This is a genomic window from Arthrobacter sp. M4, assembly GCF_020251205.1.
Lineage (GTDB): Bacteria > Actinomycetota > Actinomycetes > Actinomycetales > Micrococcaceae > Arthrobacter.
Window position 1 is genome coordinate 274,045 of sequence record NZ_JAIWYX010000008.1, and the last position, 15,896, is coordinate 289,940.

At 64.2% G+C, this 15,896-nt stretch carries 16 protein-coding genes; 6 read left to right on the forward strand and 10 right to left on the reverse strand.

All coding sequences use genetic code 11. The features are described from left to right. Window positions 1–54: 54 nt before the first annotated feature. The 4 genes from purL to LD110_RS15990 all read right to left on the reverse strand — a co-directional run bounded on the left by purL (window position 55) and on the right by LD110_RS15990 (window position 4,838). Window positions 55–2,370, reverse strand: a complete 2,316-nt coding sequence (gene purL / locus LD110_RS15975) for a phosphoribosylformylglycinamidine synthase subunit PurL (RefSeq protein WP_374200353.1) — start codon at window positions 2,368–2,370, stop codon at window positions 55–57. Beyond that, on the reverse strand, window positions 2,367–3,161 hold the full coding sequence (gene purQ / locus LD110_RS15980; RefSeq protein WP_225499815.1) for a phosphoribosylformylglycinamidine synthase subunit PurQ: 795 nt from the start codon (window positions 3,159–3,161) through the stop codon (window positions 2,367–2,369). Before purQ ends, purL begins: the two co-directional genes overlap by 4 nt. A 1-nt stretch (window position 3,162) precedes the next feature. Beyond that, a complete protein-coding gene (gene purS / locus LD110_RS15985; RefSeq protein WP_225499816.1) occupies window positions 3,163–3,414 on the reverse strand; it encodes a phosphoribosylformylglycinamidine synthase subunit PurS in 252 nt (83 codons plus the stop codon). A gap of 275 nt (window positions 3,415–3,689) precedes the next feature. Next, on the reverse strand, window positions 3,690–4,838 hold the full coding sequence (locus LD110_RS15990; protein WP_225499817.1) for a cation:proton antiporter: 1,149 nt from the start codon (window positions 4,836–4,838) through the stop codon (window positions 3,690–3,692). Between the two features lie 104 nt (window positions 4,839–4,942). Here LD110_RS15990 and LD110_RS15995 point away from each other — a divergent pair, with 104 nt between their 5' ends. From LD110_RS15995 to LD110_RS16005, 3 genes are all read left to right on the forward strand, one after another. Beyond that, window positions 4,943–5,152, forward strand: coding sequence for a hypothetical protein (locus tag LD110_RS15995; protein WP_225499818.1), 210 nt, complete (start codon window positions 4,943–4,945; stop codon window positions 5,150–5,152). A gap of 109 nt (window positions 5,153–5,261) precedes the next feature. Next, on the forward strand, window positions 5,262–5,561 hold the full coding sequence (locus LD110_RS16000; protein ID WP_225499819.1) for a DUF1540 domain-containing protein: 300 nt from the start codon (window positions 5,262–5,264) through the stop codon (window positions 5,559–5,561). A gap of 283 nt (window positions 5,562–5,844) precedes the next feature. After that, window positions 5,845–9,000 (forward strand): S8 family peptidase, encoded by a 3,156-nt coding sequence (locus LD110_RS16005; RefSeq protein ID WP_225499820.1) that lies wholly within the window; start codon window positions 5,845–5,847, stop codon window positions 8,998–9,000. A gap of 139 nt (window positions 9,001–9,139) precedes the next feature. On the opposite strand, the gene LD110_RS16010 is transcribed toward LD110_RS16005, so the two are convergent. The 4 genes from LD110_RS16010 to LD110_RS16025 form a co-directional block, all read right to left on the reverse strand. Next, window positions 9,140–9,481: a serine protease inhibitor gene (locus LD110_RS16010; protein WP_225499821.1), complete on the reverse strand. Its 342-nt coding sequence runs from the start codon at window positions 9,479–9,481 to the stop codon at window positions 9,140–9,142. Then, a complete protein-coding gene (locus LD110_RS16015) occupies window positions 9,478–10,407 on the reverse strand; it encodes a 3-methyladenine DNA glycosylase (protein ID WP_374200354.1) in 930 nt (309 codons plus the stop codon). The genes LD110_RS16010 and LD110_RS16015 overlap by 4 nt, the downstream gene beginning before the upstream one ends. Beyond that, on the reverse strand, window positions 10,394–10,996 hold the full coding sequence (locus tag LD110_RS16020) for an SSI family serine proteinase inhibitor (RefSeq protein ID WP_225499822.1): 603 nt from the start codon (window positions 10,994–10,996) through the stop codon (window positions 10,394–10,396). Before LD110_RS16020 ends, LD110_RS16015 begins: the two co-directional genes overlap by 14 nt. 72 nt (window positions 10,997–11,068) lie before the next feature. Next, window positions 11,069–11,557 carry a MarR family winged helix-turn-helix transcriptional regulator gene (locus LD110_RS16025; protein WP_225499823.1) on the reverse strand — a complete coding sequence of 163 codons (489 nt, stop codon included), beginning with the start codon at window positions 11,555–11,557 and terminating at the stop codon, window positions 11,069–11,071. A gap of 99 nt (window positions 11,558–11,656) precedes the next feature. Between LD110_RS16025 and LD110_RS16030 the strand changes: the two genes are divergently transcribed. Both LD110_RS16030 and LD110_RS16035 read left to right on the forward strand, forming a co-directional pair. Continuing rightward, on the forward strand, window positions 11,657–11,881 hold the full coding sequence (locus tag LD110_RS16030) for a hypothetical protein (protein ID WP_225499824.1): 225 nt from the start codon (window positions 11,657–11,659) through the stop codon (window positions 11,879–11,881). Between the two features lie 105 nt (window positions 11,882–11,986). Next, the gene (locus tag LD110_RS16035) at window positions 11,987–12,214 is read left to right on the forward strand and encodes a hypothetical protein (RefSeq protein WP_225499825.1); all 228 of its coding nucleotides are present in this window, start codon (window positions 11,987–11,989) and stop codon (window positions 12,212–12,214) included. A 124-nt stretch (window positions 12,215–12,338) separates the two neighbouring features. Here LD110_RS16035 and LD110_RS16040 read toward each other — a convergent pair whose 3' ends face one another. Beyond that, the gene (locus LD110_RS16040) at window positions 12,339–13,697 is read right to left on the reverse strand and encodes an aspartate kinase (protein WP_225499826.1); all 1,359 of its coding nucleotides are present in this window, start codon (window positions 13,695–13,697) and stop codon (window positions 12,339–12,341) included. A gap of 345 nt (window positions 13,698–14,042) precedes the next feature. On the opposite strand from LD110_RS16040, the gene LD110_RS16045 reads away from it, so the two are divergent. Continuing rightward, window positions 14,043–15,230 carry a hypothetical protein gene (locus LD110_RS16045; RefSeq protein WP_225499827.1) on the forward strand — a complete coding sequence of 396 codons (1,188 nt, stop codon included), beginning with the start codon at window positions 14,043–14,045 and terminating at the stop codon, window positions 15,228–15,230. On the opposite strand, the gene recR is transcribed toward LD110_RS16045, so the two are convergent. Then, the gene (gene recR / locus LD110_RS16050; RefSeq protein WP_225499828.1) at window positions 15,227–15,826 is read right to left on the reverse strand and encodes a recombination mediator RecR; all 600 of its coding nucleotides are present in this window, start codon (window positions 15,824–15,826) and stop codon (window positions 15,227–15,229) included. The two genes, LD110_RS16045 and recR, sit on opposite strands and share 4 nt — an antisense overlap. Window positions 15,827–15,896: the final 70 nt, after the last annotated feature.

Below are 15,896 nucleotides of genomic sequence, written 5' to 3' on the forward strand. Positions count from 1 at the left end.
ACCGTCCTTTTGGGGGGGCCAAAAGACAGTTACGGAGCAATCGATGGAGGGGCTTTAGTCGAAGTACTTCGGCAGAACAGACTCGTTGGCTTCGCGGAGTGCGTCGAGGCTCAGGGGGTCCACGCCGTTGATCTCCAGCTGGCCACCGGCAGCGTCCACAACGCCGATCCGGAGGTGGGCGAAACCGCGGGCGGTGCACATGTCCTTGAAGCGGACTTCCTCGGAGCGCGGAACCGCAACGACGGCGCGGCCGTGGCTCTCAGAGAACAGCGCGGTGAACAGATCGATGCCGTCACGCTCCAGCAGTTCCTCGAGGGCGACGCGGGCACCCACGCCGTAACGCAGTGAAGACTCCACCAAGGCGGCAGCGAGGCCACCCTCAGAGAGGTCGTGCGCGGCGTCGATCATGCCGTCGCGGGAAGCGTTGACCAGGATCTCACCAAGTTGGCGCTCCAGGCCCAGGTCAACCTTCGGCGGCTGTCCGCCCAGGTGGCCGCGCAGGTTGGCCCATTCGGAACCATTCAATTCGGCAGCGGTGGTGCCCAGCAGGTAAATGGCCTGGCCATCTTCCTTCCAGCCGGACGCAGTACGGCGGGCAACGTCGTCGAACACGCCCAGGACACCCACAACGGGGGTCGGGTGAATGGCCACCCCGCCCGTCTGGTTGTACAGCGACACGTTTCCGCCGGTCACCGGGACGCCCAGCTCCTGGCATGCGTCGGAGAGACCGCGGACGGACTCGGCGAACTGCCACATAACCTCGGGGTCTTCCGGCGAGCCAAAGTTGAGGCAGTCGGTGACAGCCAAGGGCTTGGCGCCCGAGGTTGCCACGTTGCGGTAGGCCTCAGCCAGCGCGGCGCGGGCGCCGTCGTACGGGTTCAGGTAGGAGTAGCGGCCGTTTGCGTCCGTGGACAAGGCCACGCCCAGGCCGGTCTCCTCATCCACGCGGATCACACCGGCATCGTCCGGCATGGCCAGCGCCGTGTTGCCCTGGACGTAGCGGTCGTACTGCTTGGTGACCCACTCCTTGGAGCACAGGTTGGGGGAGGAAATGAGTTCGACGACGGCGGCGGCCAGTTCAGCGGACGACGCCGGGCGGCCGGCGTCCTGGACGGAGCCAGTGAACTCGTCTGCCTGGACGGAGTCCTGCCATGAGGGGCGCTGGTACGGACGCTCGTAGACCGGGCCTTCGTGAGCAACGGTGCGGGGATCCACGTCCACAATCGTTTCGCCGTCCCAGTCGATGATGAGGCGGCCCGTGTCGGTGACCTCGCCCAGCCAGGAGAACTCGACGTCCCACTTGTTGAGGATGGCCTCGAAGGCCTCCACGTTCTCCGGCTTCACGACGGCCATCATGCGTTCCTGCGACTCGGACATCAGGATCTCGCCCGGGGTCAGGGAGGGATCGCGCAGGAGGACCTTTGTCAGCTCGACGTGCATGCCGCCGTCACCGTTGGATGCCAGTTCGGACGTGGCACAGGAGATGCCTGCGGCACCAAGGTCCTGGATACCTTCAACCACTGCTGCCTTGAACAGTTCCAGGCAGCACTCGATGAGCACCTTTTCGGCAAACGGGTCGCCCACCTGCACGGCGGGGCGCTTGGACGGCTTGGCGTCGTCGAAGGATTCGGAAGCCAGCACGGAGGCGCCGCCGATGCCATCACCACCGGTGCGGGCACCGAACAGGACCACCTTGTTGCCCACGCCGGAAGCGTTGGCGAGGCGGATGTCTTCGTGGCGCAGCACACCAACGGCGAGGGCGTTGACCAGCGGGTTTCCCTGGTAGACAGAGTCGAACACAACCTCGCCGCCGATGTTCGGCAGGCCAAGGCTGTTGCCGTAACCGCCGATGCCGGAGACGATGCCGTGTACCAGGCGGGCGGTGTCCGGGTGGTCGATGGCGCCGAAGCGGAGCGGGTCCATGACGGCTACCGGGCGGGCACCCATGGAGATGATGTCGCGGACAATGCCCCCGACGCCGGTGGCCGCACCCTGGTAGGGCTCCACGAAGGACGGGTGGTTGTGCGACTCCACCTTGAAGGTCACGGCCCAGCCATCGCCGATGTCCACAACGCCTGCGTTCTCGCCGATCCCGACGAGCAGGTGCTCCTTCATCTGGTCGGTGACCTTGTCGCCGAACTGGCGCAGGTGGACCTTGGAGGACTTGTAGGAGCAGTGCTCGCTCCACATGACCGAGTACATGGCTAGTTCCGCGGCGGTGGGGCGGCGGCGCAGGATCTCGTTGACCTTGCCGAACTCGTCTTCCTTCAGGCCCAATTCGGCCCAGGGAAGTTCCGCATCCGGAGTCTTGGCAGCGTTCTCCACCGTGTCGATGTTGAACTTCTTGCTGGTGTCAGCGGAGATGGTCACTTGGCGCCTCCCACGAGCTTGTTGAGGACGGAGGTGAAGAAGCCGAGGCCGTCGGTGTCGGAACCGCCAACTCCCGTCTCACGGGAGTAAACAGTCTCGGGTCCATAGCCGGCTTCCACGGCGTGCTCCGGGTGCGGCATAAGACCCACCACGTTGCCTGCGGCGTTGGTGATGCCGGCGATGTCGCGGCGGGAACCATTGGGGTTGAAACCGACGTAGCGGAAGGCCACGCGTCCTTCAGCCTCAAGTGCATCCAGGGTCTTCTCGTCCGCGATGTACTGGCCGTCCTGGTTCTTCAGCGGAATGGTGATTTCCTGGCCGGCTGCGTAGTCGGACGTCCACATGGTGTTGTTGTTTTCCACGCGGAGCACCTGGTCGCGGCAGATGAACTTCAAGTGGTCGTTCTTGATCATCGAGCCGGGCAGCAGGTGGGACTCCGTGAGGATCTGGAAGCCATTGCAGATGCCCAGCACGGGGAGCTTCGCATCGCTGTTGGCGGCGTCGATGATCTTGGACATTAGGGGAGCGAAACGGGAGATGGCACCTGCACGCAGGTAGTCACCATAGGAGAAACCGCCGGGGATTACGACGGCGTCCACGTCGCCAAGTTCGGTGTCGCCGTGCCAGAGCGCGACGGCGGTGCCGCCAGCCAGGCGAACGGCGCGGGCGGCGTCGCGGTCATCCAGGGAACCGGGGAAGGTGATGACGCCGATCTTGGCACCTGTGAGCTCGCGAACACTACGGGCGTCCGCGGCCACTGCCGCGGCCTCGCCAATCAAGGGGAAAGACATCTTAGGCCTCGACGACCTCTACCTTGACGACATCTTCGATCACCGGGTTGGACAGCAGCGTCTCCGCGGCCTCGCGTGCCTGTGCCAGGACAGCCTCGGTCACCTCGCCATCGACTGTCAGTTCGAAGCGCTTGCCCTGGCGGACTGCGCTGAATCCGGTGAAGCCCAGCCGGGGCAGCGCGCCCACAATGGCCTTCCCCTGCGGGTCCAGAATCTCGGGCTTGGGCATGACGTCGACGACGATCCGGGGCATCCGGCAACTCCTGTGCGTGAGCGTGGTTGAACCTTAAAAAGGCTGCCGCGGAGTTGCCGTCTCACGCCGCTGTGCCGCAGCCAAACAGATTCCACCATTTGGGGTGGTTGGCTGACTGCTTTGATCGGCGTTGATCGGCTATGAGGGGCGCTCCGCGAGCTTGCAAGCCCATTCTACCGGGCGTTGCGCGCCATACCGCATTCGGGCGTTTGTGTGTGAATCTGACACGCCCGGCTGCAACGTTGATGACCGGATTCAGCCCTGCGCTGCGGGAGTCACTCCTGCTCAACAGGTTCGGCCGCGAAGCGGCGGGCCGCCCGGGCACCCCCAACGGCCGTTGCAGCAATGGTCACCAGCGCCCCAAGCAACAAGGCAGCTCCTTCGCCTGGATGCAGGACACCGAGGTGCGTGCCAACCGTGACAGCGGCGGCGGGGACTCCCAGCTGGGCGGCGGACATGACGCCAAGCGATAGGGGCGCGCCGAGCAGCCGCATTGCCGTGTGGACCACGATGGCGCCGGCCCCCAAAGAAAGGCCGAGCGCGATCATCCCCGGATTCCCTGCCAATGCGCCAAGGTCCAGCGAGGCGCCCAGCCAGACGAAAAACACGGGCGTGAGGAACCCGTCACTTAAGGCGAAGAGTTGGCGGGCCAGGCGCCTGGGCTCGCCGATGGCGGCCACGGCGAGTCCGAAGGAAAAGCCTGCCAGCATTATCGAAACTTGGGACAGCGTGGCCAGCCCGGCCAGCGTGAACAGCAAGGCCAACTGGATCCGCAGTTCAAGGGCGAACTTTCGCTCTTCGGACACTTCGTGGAGGCGATGCCGTCCGCCGGTGCGCTCGGCGAACCAGAGCCCGGCAAAAAGTACGACGGCGGTCCCCGCCACGGCGAGCGTCCCAAGGGCCGCCCGGGCCACATGGGGCGGATCGATCGCCAGGGGGAGGGCGATGATCGCTGCGGTGTCTGCGATCGCCACATGGGCCAGCATGCGCAGAACCTGTGGTCCCTCCAAATGCAGGGTGTCCACGATGGGCAGTACAAGCGCAGCTGATGATGAGGCCAGCAGCACTACATAGAGGGGCGCGTTTCCTGTACCGGCAATCGCTGCTATGGCACTCCCCACCCCGGCTGCCAAAACTCCAGCGGCCGCGGCGCGGATTGCGCCGTGGCCCAGCGCTTTCCGAATTTCGGTATTAAGGATGGGTACGTGGGTGCCTGCCACGAACATCAGCAATGCGAAGCCCAGATCCGCCAGGAACGTCAAGGTTGGGTCGCCGGAGTCGATCAGGCGCAGGCCTGAGCGGCCGACGGCAATCCCCGCGAGCAACTCGCCGAGCACCACCGGAAGGTGCCACTTCCGGGGCAGCGCCAGCAGGGGGCCCAAAAGCGCCACAAGGGCGATGAGAGCCAGCGACAGGAAGCCCATGTTCCGAAGAATAATCGGTTCCGGAGAATAATCGCCCCATGTCCAGAAGGGTATTCACTGTGGCTGTCCTTTCACGGATTAGTCCTGATTATTAGGATTGCCGCATGGCTGAGAAGGGAAAATCCATCCTCCTGCCCTTCATAGCGGCGGCGGTGGTCGCTGGTCTGGGGAGGCTTGTCATCCGCTGGATCCGGTCCCAAAGGGCGCAGCTGGAAGTCCGTATCAACGTGCCGCAGGATGCACACCTCCGGGCGAAAATCAGTGAGTTCATCAGGCAGCCAGGCGGTGCGTCCAGTTCCCGCGATTGGCGCTGATTTAGCGAACGTATAAATGCGCTAATCAATCGGGTTAAACGGGAAAATTCCGGCGTACCTTGGGAACTAACCGTTGGGGCCTGCCCCCTCAGACCAACCGGGAGGTACCATGACCGAGCACGTTGCCGAAGTATCCGCCTGTAGTGTGGGCAGCTGCGGCTTCAACCACGACGGCTGCACAGCCTTCGGCATCACTATCGGAGGCACAAAGGACCACGCGTCCTGCTCCACGTTTATCAGCACAACGCATCTGGGCGGGCTCCCCAAGGTGCTTGCACACGTCGGCGCGTGCCAGCGTGAAGAATGTGTGCACAACAACCACCTCATGTGCGACGCGCACGACGTAAAGATAGGCCCCGGTGCAGAAGCCGCCGATTGCCTCACCTACGAGGCCAGGGCCACCGTCTAGCGAGTATTTGCCTCTCGGCAAACCGAAAAAGCGGGTTCCGTCCTTTCTGGACGGGCCCGCTTTTTTTGTGTCTTTCAGGCTTTCCTTTGACTCCGCATTGTGACTGCTTGTCACTATTCCTTGGTGTCCTGTGTCATATCCGGTTACCCGTGGGTACTCTATGAATTTGCGGGGGTGCCCCGCGGACGAACTCCGCCGGCTATTCCCACATGAAAGGCCCGGACCAATCACCGGGCTGCCTTGACGAAAGGTTCGATCGCTCGTGAATTCACCAGGAAAGTGCTTGACGGGCGGCAGAGGGTTCCGCGCAGCGGCTACCCTCGCCGTGGGATTACCCTTGCTTCTTTCGACGGCGGCGGCTCCCGCACACGCCGGTCCAGCTCCTGCGGAGCCAGCCACTGCCAGCAATACAGTGGCGCAGGCATCCCAGCCCACCGCGCCGAAGAATCTGGATCCGGAGAATTATCCAAACGGCCGTTACATCGTAGTTCTGGCCGAAAAGCCGGCGGCAACGTACGACGGCGGCAAGCCAGGTTATGCGGCCACCAAACCCGGTAATGGGGCCAAGTTTGATGAGGCAGCTCCGGACGCCCAAAAATACCGAGGCCACCTCCACGACGAGCAAAAGTCCGTTGCCAGCCGGGAAAATGTCCAAATTCAACGAAGCTACAGCGCAGCACTTAATGGGTTCAGCGCCAACCTCACCACGCAGCAGGCCGTAAATCTGGCCAAGGATCCCAAAGTCCTTATGGTGGCGCCGGACAAAGAATTCGCACCTGACTATTCAAGTACGGATTTCCTCAAGCTCAGCGGGCCAAACGGAACGTGGAATACCAAGTACGGTGGACAGGAGAATGCCGGCAAGGGCGTTGTTGTGGGCATCATTGACACTGGCTACACGCCGTCCAGCGCATTCTTCGCGGGTGATCCCGTCCAGCCTTTGAACGGGGACCCCCAAGTTGGCGTGCCCTACCGCAACGCCGCGGGCAAGATCGAAATGCTCAAGGCAGACGGCAGCACCTTCGAGGGCGAATGCCAGGCCGGCCAGGATTTCGACGGCACTGCCTGCAATTCCAAGGTCATCGGGGCCCGCTACTTCGCAGATGCCTTCCTTGCCACCGTCCCGCCCGAAGGCCGCGCGCCGGAAGAGCGCATCTCACCGATCGACGTCGACAGCCACGGAACCCACACCGGAAGCACCGCTGCCGGAAACGCCAATGTTGAGGCAGTCGTGGACGGGCGAAGCTACGGTGTGACCAGCGGCATCGCTCCAGCAGCCAAGGTGTCCGTCTACAAGGTGTGCTGGGAAGACAAAGATCCCTCCACGGGCGGTTGCTACTCTTCGGCCGCGGTGGATGCCATCGAAGCTGCCTACCTTGATGGCGTAGACGTCCTGAACTATTCAATCTCGGGCTCCACAACCACCACAGTGGATCCGGTCTCCCTTGCCTTCCTCTCGGCCACCTCCACTGGTGTCTTTGTGGCCACCTCTGCAGGCAACTCCGGCCCGGCGGCCAGCACCGTCAACCACGGTGCACCGTGGCTAACAACAGTGGCGGCATCGTCGTTTTCGCAGGAACTCCAAGGCACCATTGAGCTCTCCGACGGCAGCAAGTACCGCGGCGCCAGCATCATGGGCCACGAAGTCTCCGGGGCCGGCGTCGTTCTTTCCACGAGCGCCGCATCCGGCGCCGGAAACGCCGCCCTCTGCGCACCGGGAAGCCTGGACCCCGCCAAGGTCACCGGGATGGTGGTGGTCTGTGACCGCGGTGTCATTGACCGTGTGGCCAAGAGCACCGAGGTGGCCCGTGCGGGCGGCGTCGGCATGATCTTGGTGAACCTCACGCCGTCGTCCCTGGATCCTGACAAGCACGCTGTGCCCACAGTGCACGTCAACCCGCCGGCCACCCAGGCCATCAAGAACAAGGTGACAGCCGATCCGTCCATCAAGGTGTCGCTGGTGAGCAAGGACACCACGGGCCTGCCACTGGAGGCACAGCCGCAGATTGCGGGCTTCTCCTCCCGGGGACCGCTACTGGCAACAGATTCCGACCTGCTGAAGCCGGACGTTTCCGCGCCGGGTGTTGCGGTCCTGGCCGGCGTTTCGCCAATCGGTGCGGGCGGCGACAAGTTCGGCTTCCTGTCCGGTACGTCCATGGCATCGCCACACGTCGCGGGCCTTGGGGCCCTTATCCTCGGCAAGAACCCGCAATGGTCCCCTGCAGCCGTGAAGTCGGCCATGATGACCACAGCTTCGGACGTGGTGTTTGCGGATGGCAGCAAGAACACGGATGTCCTGGCCACGGGTGCCGGCGAGATCAACCCGGCCCGTGTGCTGGAGCCCGGGCTCGTGTACGACGCAGGCATCGATGATTACCTGGAGTTCATCCAGGGCCTCGGCTACAACCTGGGAATCGACGGGCTCGGTTCCACGCCAGCCAGGGACATGAACGTGCCTTCCTTCTCGCTGGGCAACCTGGCGGGCAAGATCACCGTGACCCGGACCGTCACGGCCCTTACACCCGGCTTGTACCGTGCCAGCGCCGACGTTCCGGGCGTTAAGGTCACCGTGTCTCCCAACGTGTTGAACTTCAACCGGGCCGGGGAACAACGGACCTTCAAGGTGACCTTCGAGAACCAGGGCGCGCCGTTTGGCAAGTTCGCTACGGGTGCGCTGTCCTGGCAGGGGGCTGGCAATACCGTCACTTCCCCTGTGGCAGTCCGGCCGCAATCCGTAATTGCGGACAGGAACCTGACGTTCACCACCCCATCCTCCACGGGTTCTGCCGGGATTGACTTTGTCTCCGGAAGCGACTCCCCGGTTCCCGTTGTCCTGGATGGCCTCTCCAAGGTGGACTCCTCGGCCATCGAACTTGTTCCCGGACCATTCAGCGGTGTCACGGACGCCTCCAACTTCGTGAAGACCGTGGTCGTTCCGGCTGGTTCACCGTTGGCCAAATTCTCCGTGATCTCCTCGGATGCCGCGGCCGATTTCGACATGCTGGTGCTGACACCCACCGGTCAGCAATTGGCGTCAGCCACGGCGTCGGCCAGCGAATCCGTATCCATCGAAAACCCGGCTCCGGGTACCTACAAGGTCTACGCGAACCTCTACGCCAGCCCCGATAACCGGCCCACCAAGGCGACCGTTGACGCTGCGATCCTCCGCTCGAACGAAGGCAACGCCAATGTGGCCCCTAATCCGATCCAATTGGGCAACGGTAAGAAAGGGACTCTGACCCTGTCATGGAGCAACCTCGAGCCCGGCTCATACATTGGGCGCCTTACGTTCGAAGGCACCAGCGCGCCAACGTTCGTGAGCGTTGTGGTGACGCCGGCCGGAGCAGCTGCCGTGGCGCCGTCGTCGGAGAAACCCGGCACGGCGGGTGGTGCGGCGGGCACGCGTGCTGACAACCCAATCCAGCGCGGTGCCGTCTAGGTGACAAACCCCCACTAAGGACGACGGCCTGGCGGGAACCCCGCCGGCCGTCGTCGTTTAAGTGGCGGTTGCCGGAGTGGCGGTTGCCGGGGCGGCGGTTGACCCGGAGTGGCGGTTGCCGGGGTGGCGGAGTCGCCGCTTAGATTTGTGCTCCGCCCAGCAGCGGCGCCATTTTCTGCCATAAGGCGATTTCGCAGCCGTCGGTCCGGGCGAACTGGGCGTTGACGGGCCTGCCGTGGAGCGTGCCGGTGACCACCGCACGCTGCGGTCCGCCGTACTGTTGCGTGCAGATCCGGTCTGGCCTGGGGACAGGGAAGAAGGCTTCCTGGCCGAAGCGTTCGACGGCGGCAAGCGCTGCCTGCGGGTCCGGCACCGTGCTCGCGGCATCAATTCGGCCGCCATCTGCGCGGAGCACCAGCTCGACGGCGGGCGCGCCGGGGGACTCCCTAAGGGTCACCGTGAGGTCGACGTCGGAACTCATGAACCCACTGCTTCCAACAATGGCGCCAGCGCGGCTGCAAGCCTGGTCCGGAGGGCAGCAGCCTCTTCGGCGAACTCCCGCTGGTGCTGGACGTACTCCGCTTTGCCCGCGGGGGTCTCGATCCTGATCGGCGGGTATCCCCATTCCTCGAGGTCATAGGGGGAGGCCTGCATATCCATGGCCCGGATCCGCCAGGACAGCTCGAAGCAGTCCATCACCAGCTCGCTGGGCAGCGCGGGAGTGAGCTTGTACGCCCACTTGTAAAGGTCCATATTCGCGTGCAGGCAGCCTGGCTGTTCCAGGAGCCGCTGGTTCTCGCGCGTCGGTGTCAGCTCGTTCCGCGGAACCGCGTCCGGGGTGTAGAAGCGGAAAGCGTCGAAGTGCGAGCAGCGGATACGGTTCTCCTCGACCACACGGTCGGTCCCCTCGGAGCCGAGCCGGAGCGTCAGGTACTCGTGGCGCAGCTGGAACTTGTCCTGCCGGTAGACCATGGCCCACTCGTGGAGTCCGAAGCAGCCGAACTGCGCCGGCCGCGCGGCAGTTCCGGAGAGGATGATTCCCGCGAAGCGGACGGCCTCGGTGCGCTCTGCGAGGAAGGCCTCCTGATCAAAGGTGACGGCCAGCGTCCCCGAGGGCAGCCCAGCGCCCGCCAGCCCGTCGTCGTCGAGCTGTTTGTAGAACTTCCACTGGGCGCGTTCAGCTGCGTCCGGGCCGGATAGGACCACGCCGGCACCCGGATGCCAGCGCAGCAGCTGTCCCGGCTTTTGGGTGTAGTAGGTGAAGAGGAAGTCCTCGACGGGGTGCTTCTTGCCAGCTGAGCGGCGGGCCAAATAGGGGTCGGCGTAGCGTTTTACGCGACTGTGGTGGGCGGCCTCCAGCGGGAGCCACTTTTCCTGCGGGAGGTGCTTGGTCTCAGGATGCTCCACCGGCGGATCCCAGAATGTCCTTAACCGCGTTCCAGGCGCTGATTTGGCAGCCGTCCGTGAGGCTGTAGGAGGACTCAACCGCCTTGCCGTCAACCGCGCCCGTTACAGTGGCGGTTTGCGGTCCTCCGTACTGTTGCGTGCAGAGCTTGCCGGTGGTCACTGGACGTTCCAGCAGCGCCGGGTTCTTTTTGAGTGCGGCGCAGGCCGCTTCCGCCGTCGGATGTTTGCTTTCCGGAGCTGGTGAGCCGTCGCGGCACACCAGAGTGAAATTCTGCGGTGCCGCGTCCGCGGTGGCCTTCACTTGGATGGACAGCTCGGCGTTGCCAGCGCCGGGGGTCGGGACAGCTTCCGGGTAGGAGGACGAAGGGTTGGGGCCAAGGTCTTCCGGTCCCATGGTGGTGGGAGGAGGCGTCGCGTCGTTGGTTGCGGGAGCCGTCGACGGCGCCTGGGAGCCCGACGCCGGAGAGGTCGCCGAAGGGCTTGTGGCGCCGGGGCTGGGTGTTCCGCCGCCGGGGCCCGGGGCGCAGGCGGCCAGGACGGCAGCCGCCGCACAAGCGAGGGCTGCTTCTGAAATTCGCCTAAGGCGCATGGTTCCTCTCCGTGGTTTCTGCCAGTTTAACGCCCGGAGCTGAACACCCTTGAACTCAGGGGCTGGTGCGGGCTACGGGCGGGAGTGCTGCGTGGTCTCGATGAGGCGTGTCATGGTTGCGTGGATTTCCGCAACCTGCTGGCGGTTGAGGCCGAGGCGCTCCATCATGGTGCCCGGTACTGCCAGCGCCTGCTCCCGGAGATTCTTTCCACTCTCGGTGAGTTCGATGGCCAATGCCCGCTCGTTGCCGGGGAGCCGCTTTCGTGTGACGAAGCCCGACTGTTCAAGCCTGCGAAGGATCGGCGACAACGTGGCAGGTTCGTGGAGCAGGGCGTCGGCAATGTCTTTGAGGCTCCGGGGGCTGCGTTCCCACAGGGCAAGCATCACGAGGTATTGCGGGTGCGTCAGCCCGAGCTCGTCCAGGACTGGCTTGTAGGCGCCCACCACGCTGCGGGAGGCAACGGTCAATGCAAAGCACAGTTGCCGCTCGAGCAGGAGGTCATCTTGGTTGGCCGCGGCCTCGGGTGTGGACGGGAGCGTGTCCGTCGTTGGGAATGCCATGTGAACATCATCTCCTTCCTTGAATGTCGCCTAATAATTAGTGCACTAACAATTAGTGTACACTTGAATCATCAAGCTACGGCGGATGGAGTCACTGAGGTGTCCAAGGAATCTTTTGCGCAGAAATTCATGCGGACCACGGGCCGGCTACGCGTGGTCTTTGGCCCGGCCCACAGCAGTTCCCTCGACCATGAGATGACCGCGGAAAACAAGCGGTTGCTGGTGCAGCGCCAGGCCGAGGCGGGGCAATGGGAGACGGTGCGCAGGCCTGACGGCAGCACGTATGTGGTGCCGAAGGACCCTACGGACAAGTCCCTCCGCTAAGGGCCTACAAGGCACTTTTTCGCCGCTCGGGCGTAAAATTGCCTCACTGGGTCAGCATGCGCCAGCCCTATCGCTTTTCTTGCCGAGTGGGAAGGGGGTGGAAACGTGGGACGCGTACTCAAGGGTTTCATGCACGCTACGGAGAAATTCCAGGCGGTCTTCGGACCAGCCACCCAGGGCGACACAGACGCCCCTATAGAGCACAAGCATGACGACTTCGAAGAAGCTTCCGAGGAAGACCTGGGGCACTTCGAAGTGGAGACCGACGCGGAAGGTCACCACTACGCGGTCCGGAAAGACGATCCCGGACCGACGACTACCGACTACTACTGAGCGGCGCCTGCCGACTATCAGTCGTCTACTGAACCGTCTACTGAACAGCGTCACTGAGACGCATGGAAACACGAAGGACCGGAGCCCAGCGAATCGCCAGGCCCCGGTCCTTATCTATGTGTGCCTAGCGGCCGGTTCCGCCGTAAACGGTAGCCTCGGCTTCGCCGTCGAGGTCGAACGCAGCGTGGATCGCACGGACGGCGTCGTCCAGCAGTTCAGCGTTGGTGACAACGGAGATGCGGATTTCCGACGTGGAGATCATGTCGATGTTGATTCCGGCGTCGGAAAGGGCCTTGAAGAAGGTGGCCGAGACGCCTGGGTGCGAGCGCATGCCGGCACCGATCAGGGACAGCTTGCCGATCTTCTCGTTGTATTCGATGTTCTCGAAGCCGATTTCGGCCTCCGCCGCGCGCAGAGCGTTCAGGGCGTCGGCACCCTCGACGATGGGCAGGGTGAAGGAGATGTCGGTGCGGCCCGTGCCGTGCGTGGACACGTTCTGCACGATCATGTCGATGTTCGAGTGCGCGTCGGCGATGACCTGGAAAATCGCGGCGGCCTTGCCCGGGATATCCGGGACGCCCACAACGGTGACCTTGGCTTCGGACCGGTCGTGCGCCACGCCGGAGATGATTGGCTGCTCCAAGGCAACTCCCTCTTGAGTCTTGATCTTGTCATTGGCACCGGGCATGACCCACGTGCCTTCGTGCTGGCTGAAGGATGAGCGGACGTGCAGCGGAACGCCAAAACGGCGCGCGTACTCCACGCAGCGCAAGTGCAGGATCTTGGCACCCGAAGCCGCGAGCTCCAGCATCTCCTCGCTGGAGATGCGGTCAATCTTTTGCGCGGACGGGACAACGCGCGGGTCCGCCGTGTAGACGCCGTCGACGTCGGTGTAAATTTCGCACACATCGGCTTCCAACGCGGCCGCCAAGGCGACGGCGGTGGTGTCCGAGCCGCCGCGGCCCAGCGTGGTGATCTCGTTAGTGCTGCGGCTCATGCCCTGGAAGCCGGCCACGATGGCGATGTGCTTCTTGTCCAGCGCGGTGCGGATGCGGTGCGGGTCGACGTCGATAATCCGCGCCTTGCCGTGGATGCCGTCGGTGATCATGCCCGCCTGCGAACCGGTGAAGGACTGCGCGGAAGCGCCCAGCTTATTGATGGCCATGGCCAGAAGCGCCATCGAGATGCGTTCACCGGCAGACAGGAGCATGTCCATCTCACGGGCGGGCGCGGAATCCGTGACCTCGGCGGCGAGGTCCAGCAATTCGTCGGTGGTGTCGCCCATTGCAGACACAACCACCACGACTTCGTTCCCCGCCTTCTGTGCGTCGACCACACGCTGCGCCACGCGCTTGATGCCCGCGGCATCGGACACCGAGGAGCCGCCGAACTTCTGCACAATGAGTTGCTTGGTGGCAGGAATGTCCACGCCCGCCTGCTCAAGCTCAGAAGCGGTCTTGACTTCGGTAGTGGGCATACTCATGCGCGCACCCTCACTGGATCAAATCGGGGTTTGGGGGCCAGACGGCCACAGGGCACGACGGCGTAACTTATGGGCTCAGTTTATCGCCGCCGGGCACCGGCCAAAGAATTGTGACCGAATCCCCGGGTCACCGACCGTCACCGGCCCATTCCTGCGCCTAGCGGGCCGGCGTACGATCACGAGTACACAGTTGGCTCTTTGCTGCCGTGGACACCGAATTATCGAGGGGCGCCGGTGCGGAACGAGTTGGTAGTCCTTGGGATCACGTTTGGGTGCTCCGGGATCACGTTTGGGTGCTCCGCCATGCGCACCGGCGGCTCTGCCGGAGTCGCTTAGGCGGCCCGCGTGCCTCGCCATGCAGAGCCTGACGACGAACCGGCCTATGAGGAAATCGGTGGCGGCCTGATCGAAGACGCGCCGTCACATCAAGCGTCGGCGGGCGGCTCGCGCTCCGGCGGGGCCACCGGCGTCGAAATGTCCGACGGCGACTGGGAACCCTGGGCGGATGGCGCCGCACCAGTGAGGCGGGCGAGGCTGCACTCCGTGGTCGCCGTCCTCTCCGCGGCCGGCCGCGAATGCTGGGCGGCGATCCGCAGCGTACGTTTCTGGCTGGGTGTGGCCGCAGGATTGTTGGCGCCGGCGGCCGTCGCCGTTGGACTGGCGTCGTTCGCCATGGCAAACCAGTGGTTCGAATACGGTGGTGCCTGGATCGGTGGCGTTGTGATCGGGGCGTCCTTTGTCCCGTTATCCGCGGCGGTGCTCGGCACAATATGGGGCTTCGGGCGGCCTCGGACGGAGGGGGCAGCTGGAGCGGGAGCCCGTGTTGCTGCCAGCGGCGCGAAGGGCCTGGTGTTCGCCGTCGTGGCAGGAATGATGATCCTCTTGGCGGGCGCTCCGGCTGAGGCGAGCGATATTGGGGGACCACCCGCCCAAGGAACTGCGGGGCTGGCGGGGGCCGCCGTCGTCGTAATTTTCGTTGAAGCGTTGCTGTTTGGGGCGCTGGGAGCGGGAGCCCGCCTCCTGTTCCGGCGGGCCCTGCCTGGAGCGCTCCTTGCCGGGGTTCTGGTGGCCGTGCTGGGGGTCGTGAATGTGGTGGTGACGGTGTTGCTGCTGCCGTCGACGTTCGTTCCCGAACGTGTCTCAGTCCCCGTCAATGTTTCGCGGGACGCGAGCGGCCGCCTGGTCTCCTACGAATGTGTGGGTGATCCGGTGCGCCTGGAGCTGGTCCTGCACTCTGAGCGGGTGTTGTGGATATCGGCGGGCAATCCGGCGGTCATCTACGGCACCGTAGCTTCCGGATTGGTACCTGAAAGTAACGACATCGCTTGGCTCCTTCCCGAGTTGCAGCGCGGTTTTGAGGGTCCGGCGCGGGAAGTGGCCTGCATTAACGGCGTGGCCAGCGACGAGATCCAGCCCGCCCCGCCGTTGTGGCTTGTGGGTTTGGCAGGGCAGGCCGCCATAGCGGCAGTACTTCTGGTGCCGGGGCGTCGGTTGGCGGTGCGGCGCTTGGCGCGGGCGACTGACGGATCCTAGGTCAGTGCGTTCCGGCGGCCTTCGAACGCGCGGCCAAGGGTCACTTCGTCGGCGTATTCGAGGTCTCCGCCCACGGGAAGGCCCGACGCCAGCCGGGTGACCGCCACGCCGATGGTCTTCAGCATGCGTGCGAGGTACGTGGCCGTGGCTTCGCCCTCCAGGTTGGGGTCCGTGGCGATGATGATTTCCTGGATGGCGCCGTCGTTGAGCCGCGTGAGGAGCTCACGGATGCGCAGTTGCTCCGGTCCGATGCCTGCGATCGGATTGATGGAGCCGCCCAGGACGTGGTATCTGCCGCGGAACGAGCGGGTACGTTCCACGGCGAGGACGTCCTTGGATTCTTCAACAACGCAAATGACGCTGGGGTCACGGCGTGGGTCGCGGCAGATGTTGCACTGCTCCTGCTCGGTGACGTTTCCGCAGATGCTGCAGAATTTCACCCGTTCCTTGACCGTGGTGATGGCGGCCACGAGTCGTTTCATGTCCTCGGGGTCGGCCTCAAGGATGTGGAAGGCCAAGCGCTGGGCCGACTTTGGTCCGACGCCGGGAAGCCGACCGAGCTCGTCGATCAGCTCTTGAACTGCACCTTCGTACACACTGTCCTTCGTTCTGTGATGGTCACGATTCCGTGGGATTCACGATTCTGCGGGTTCTTGGATGGTTCGA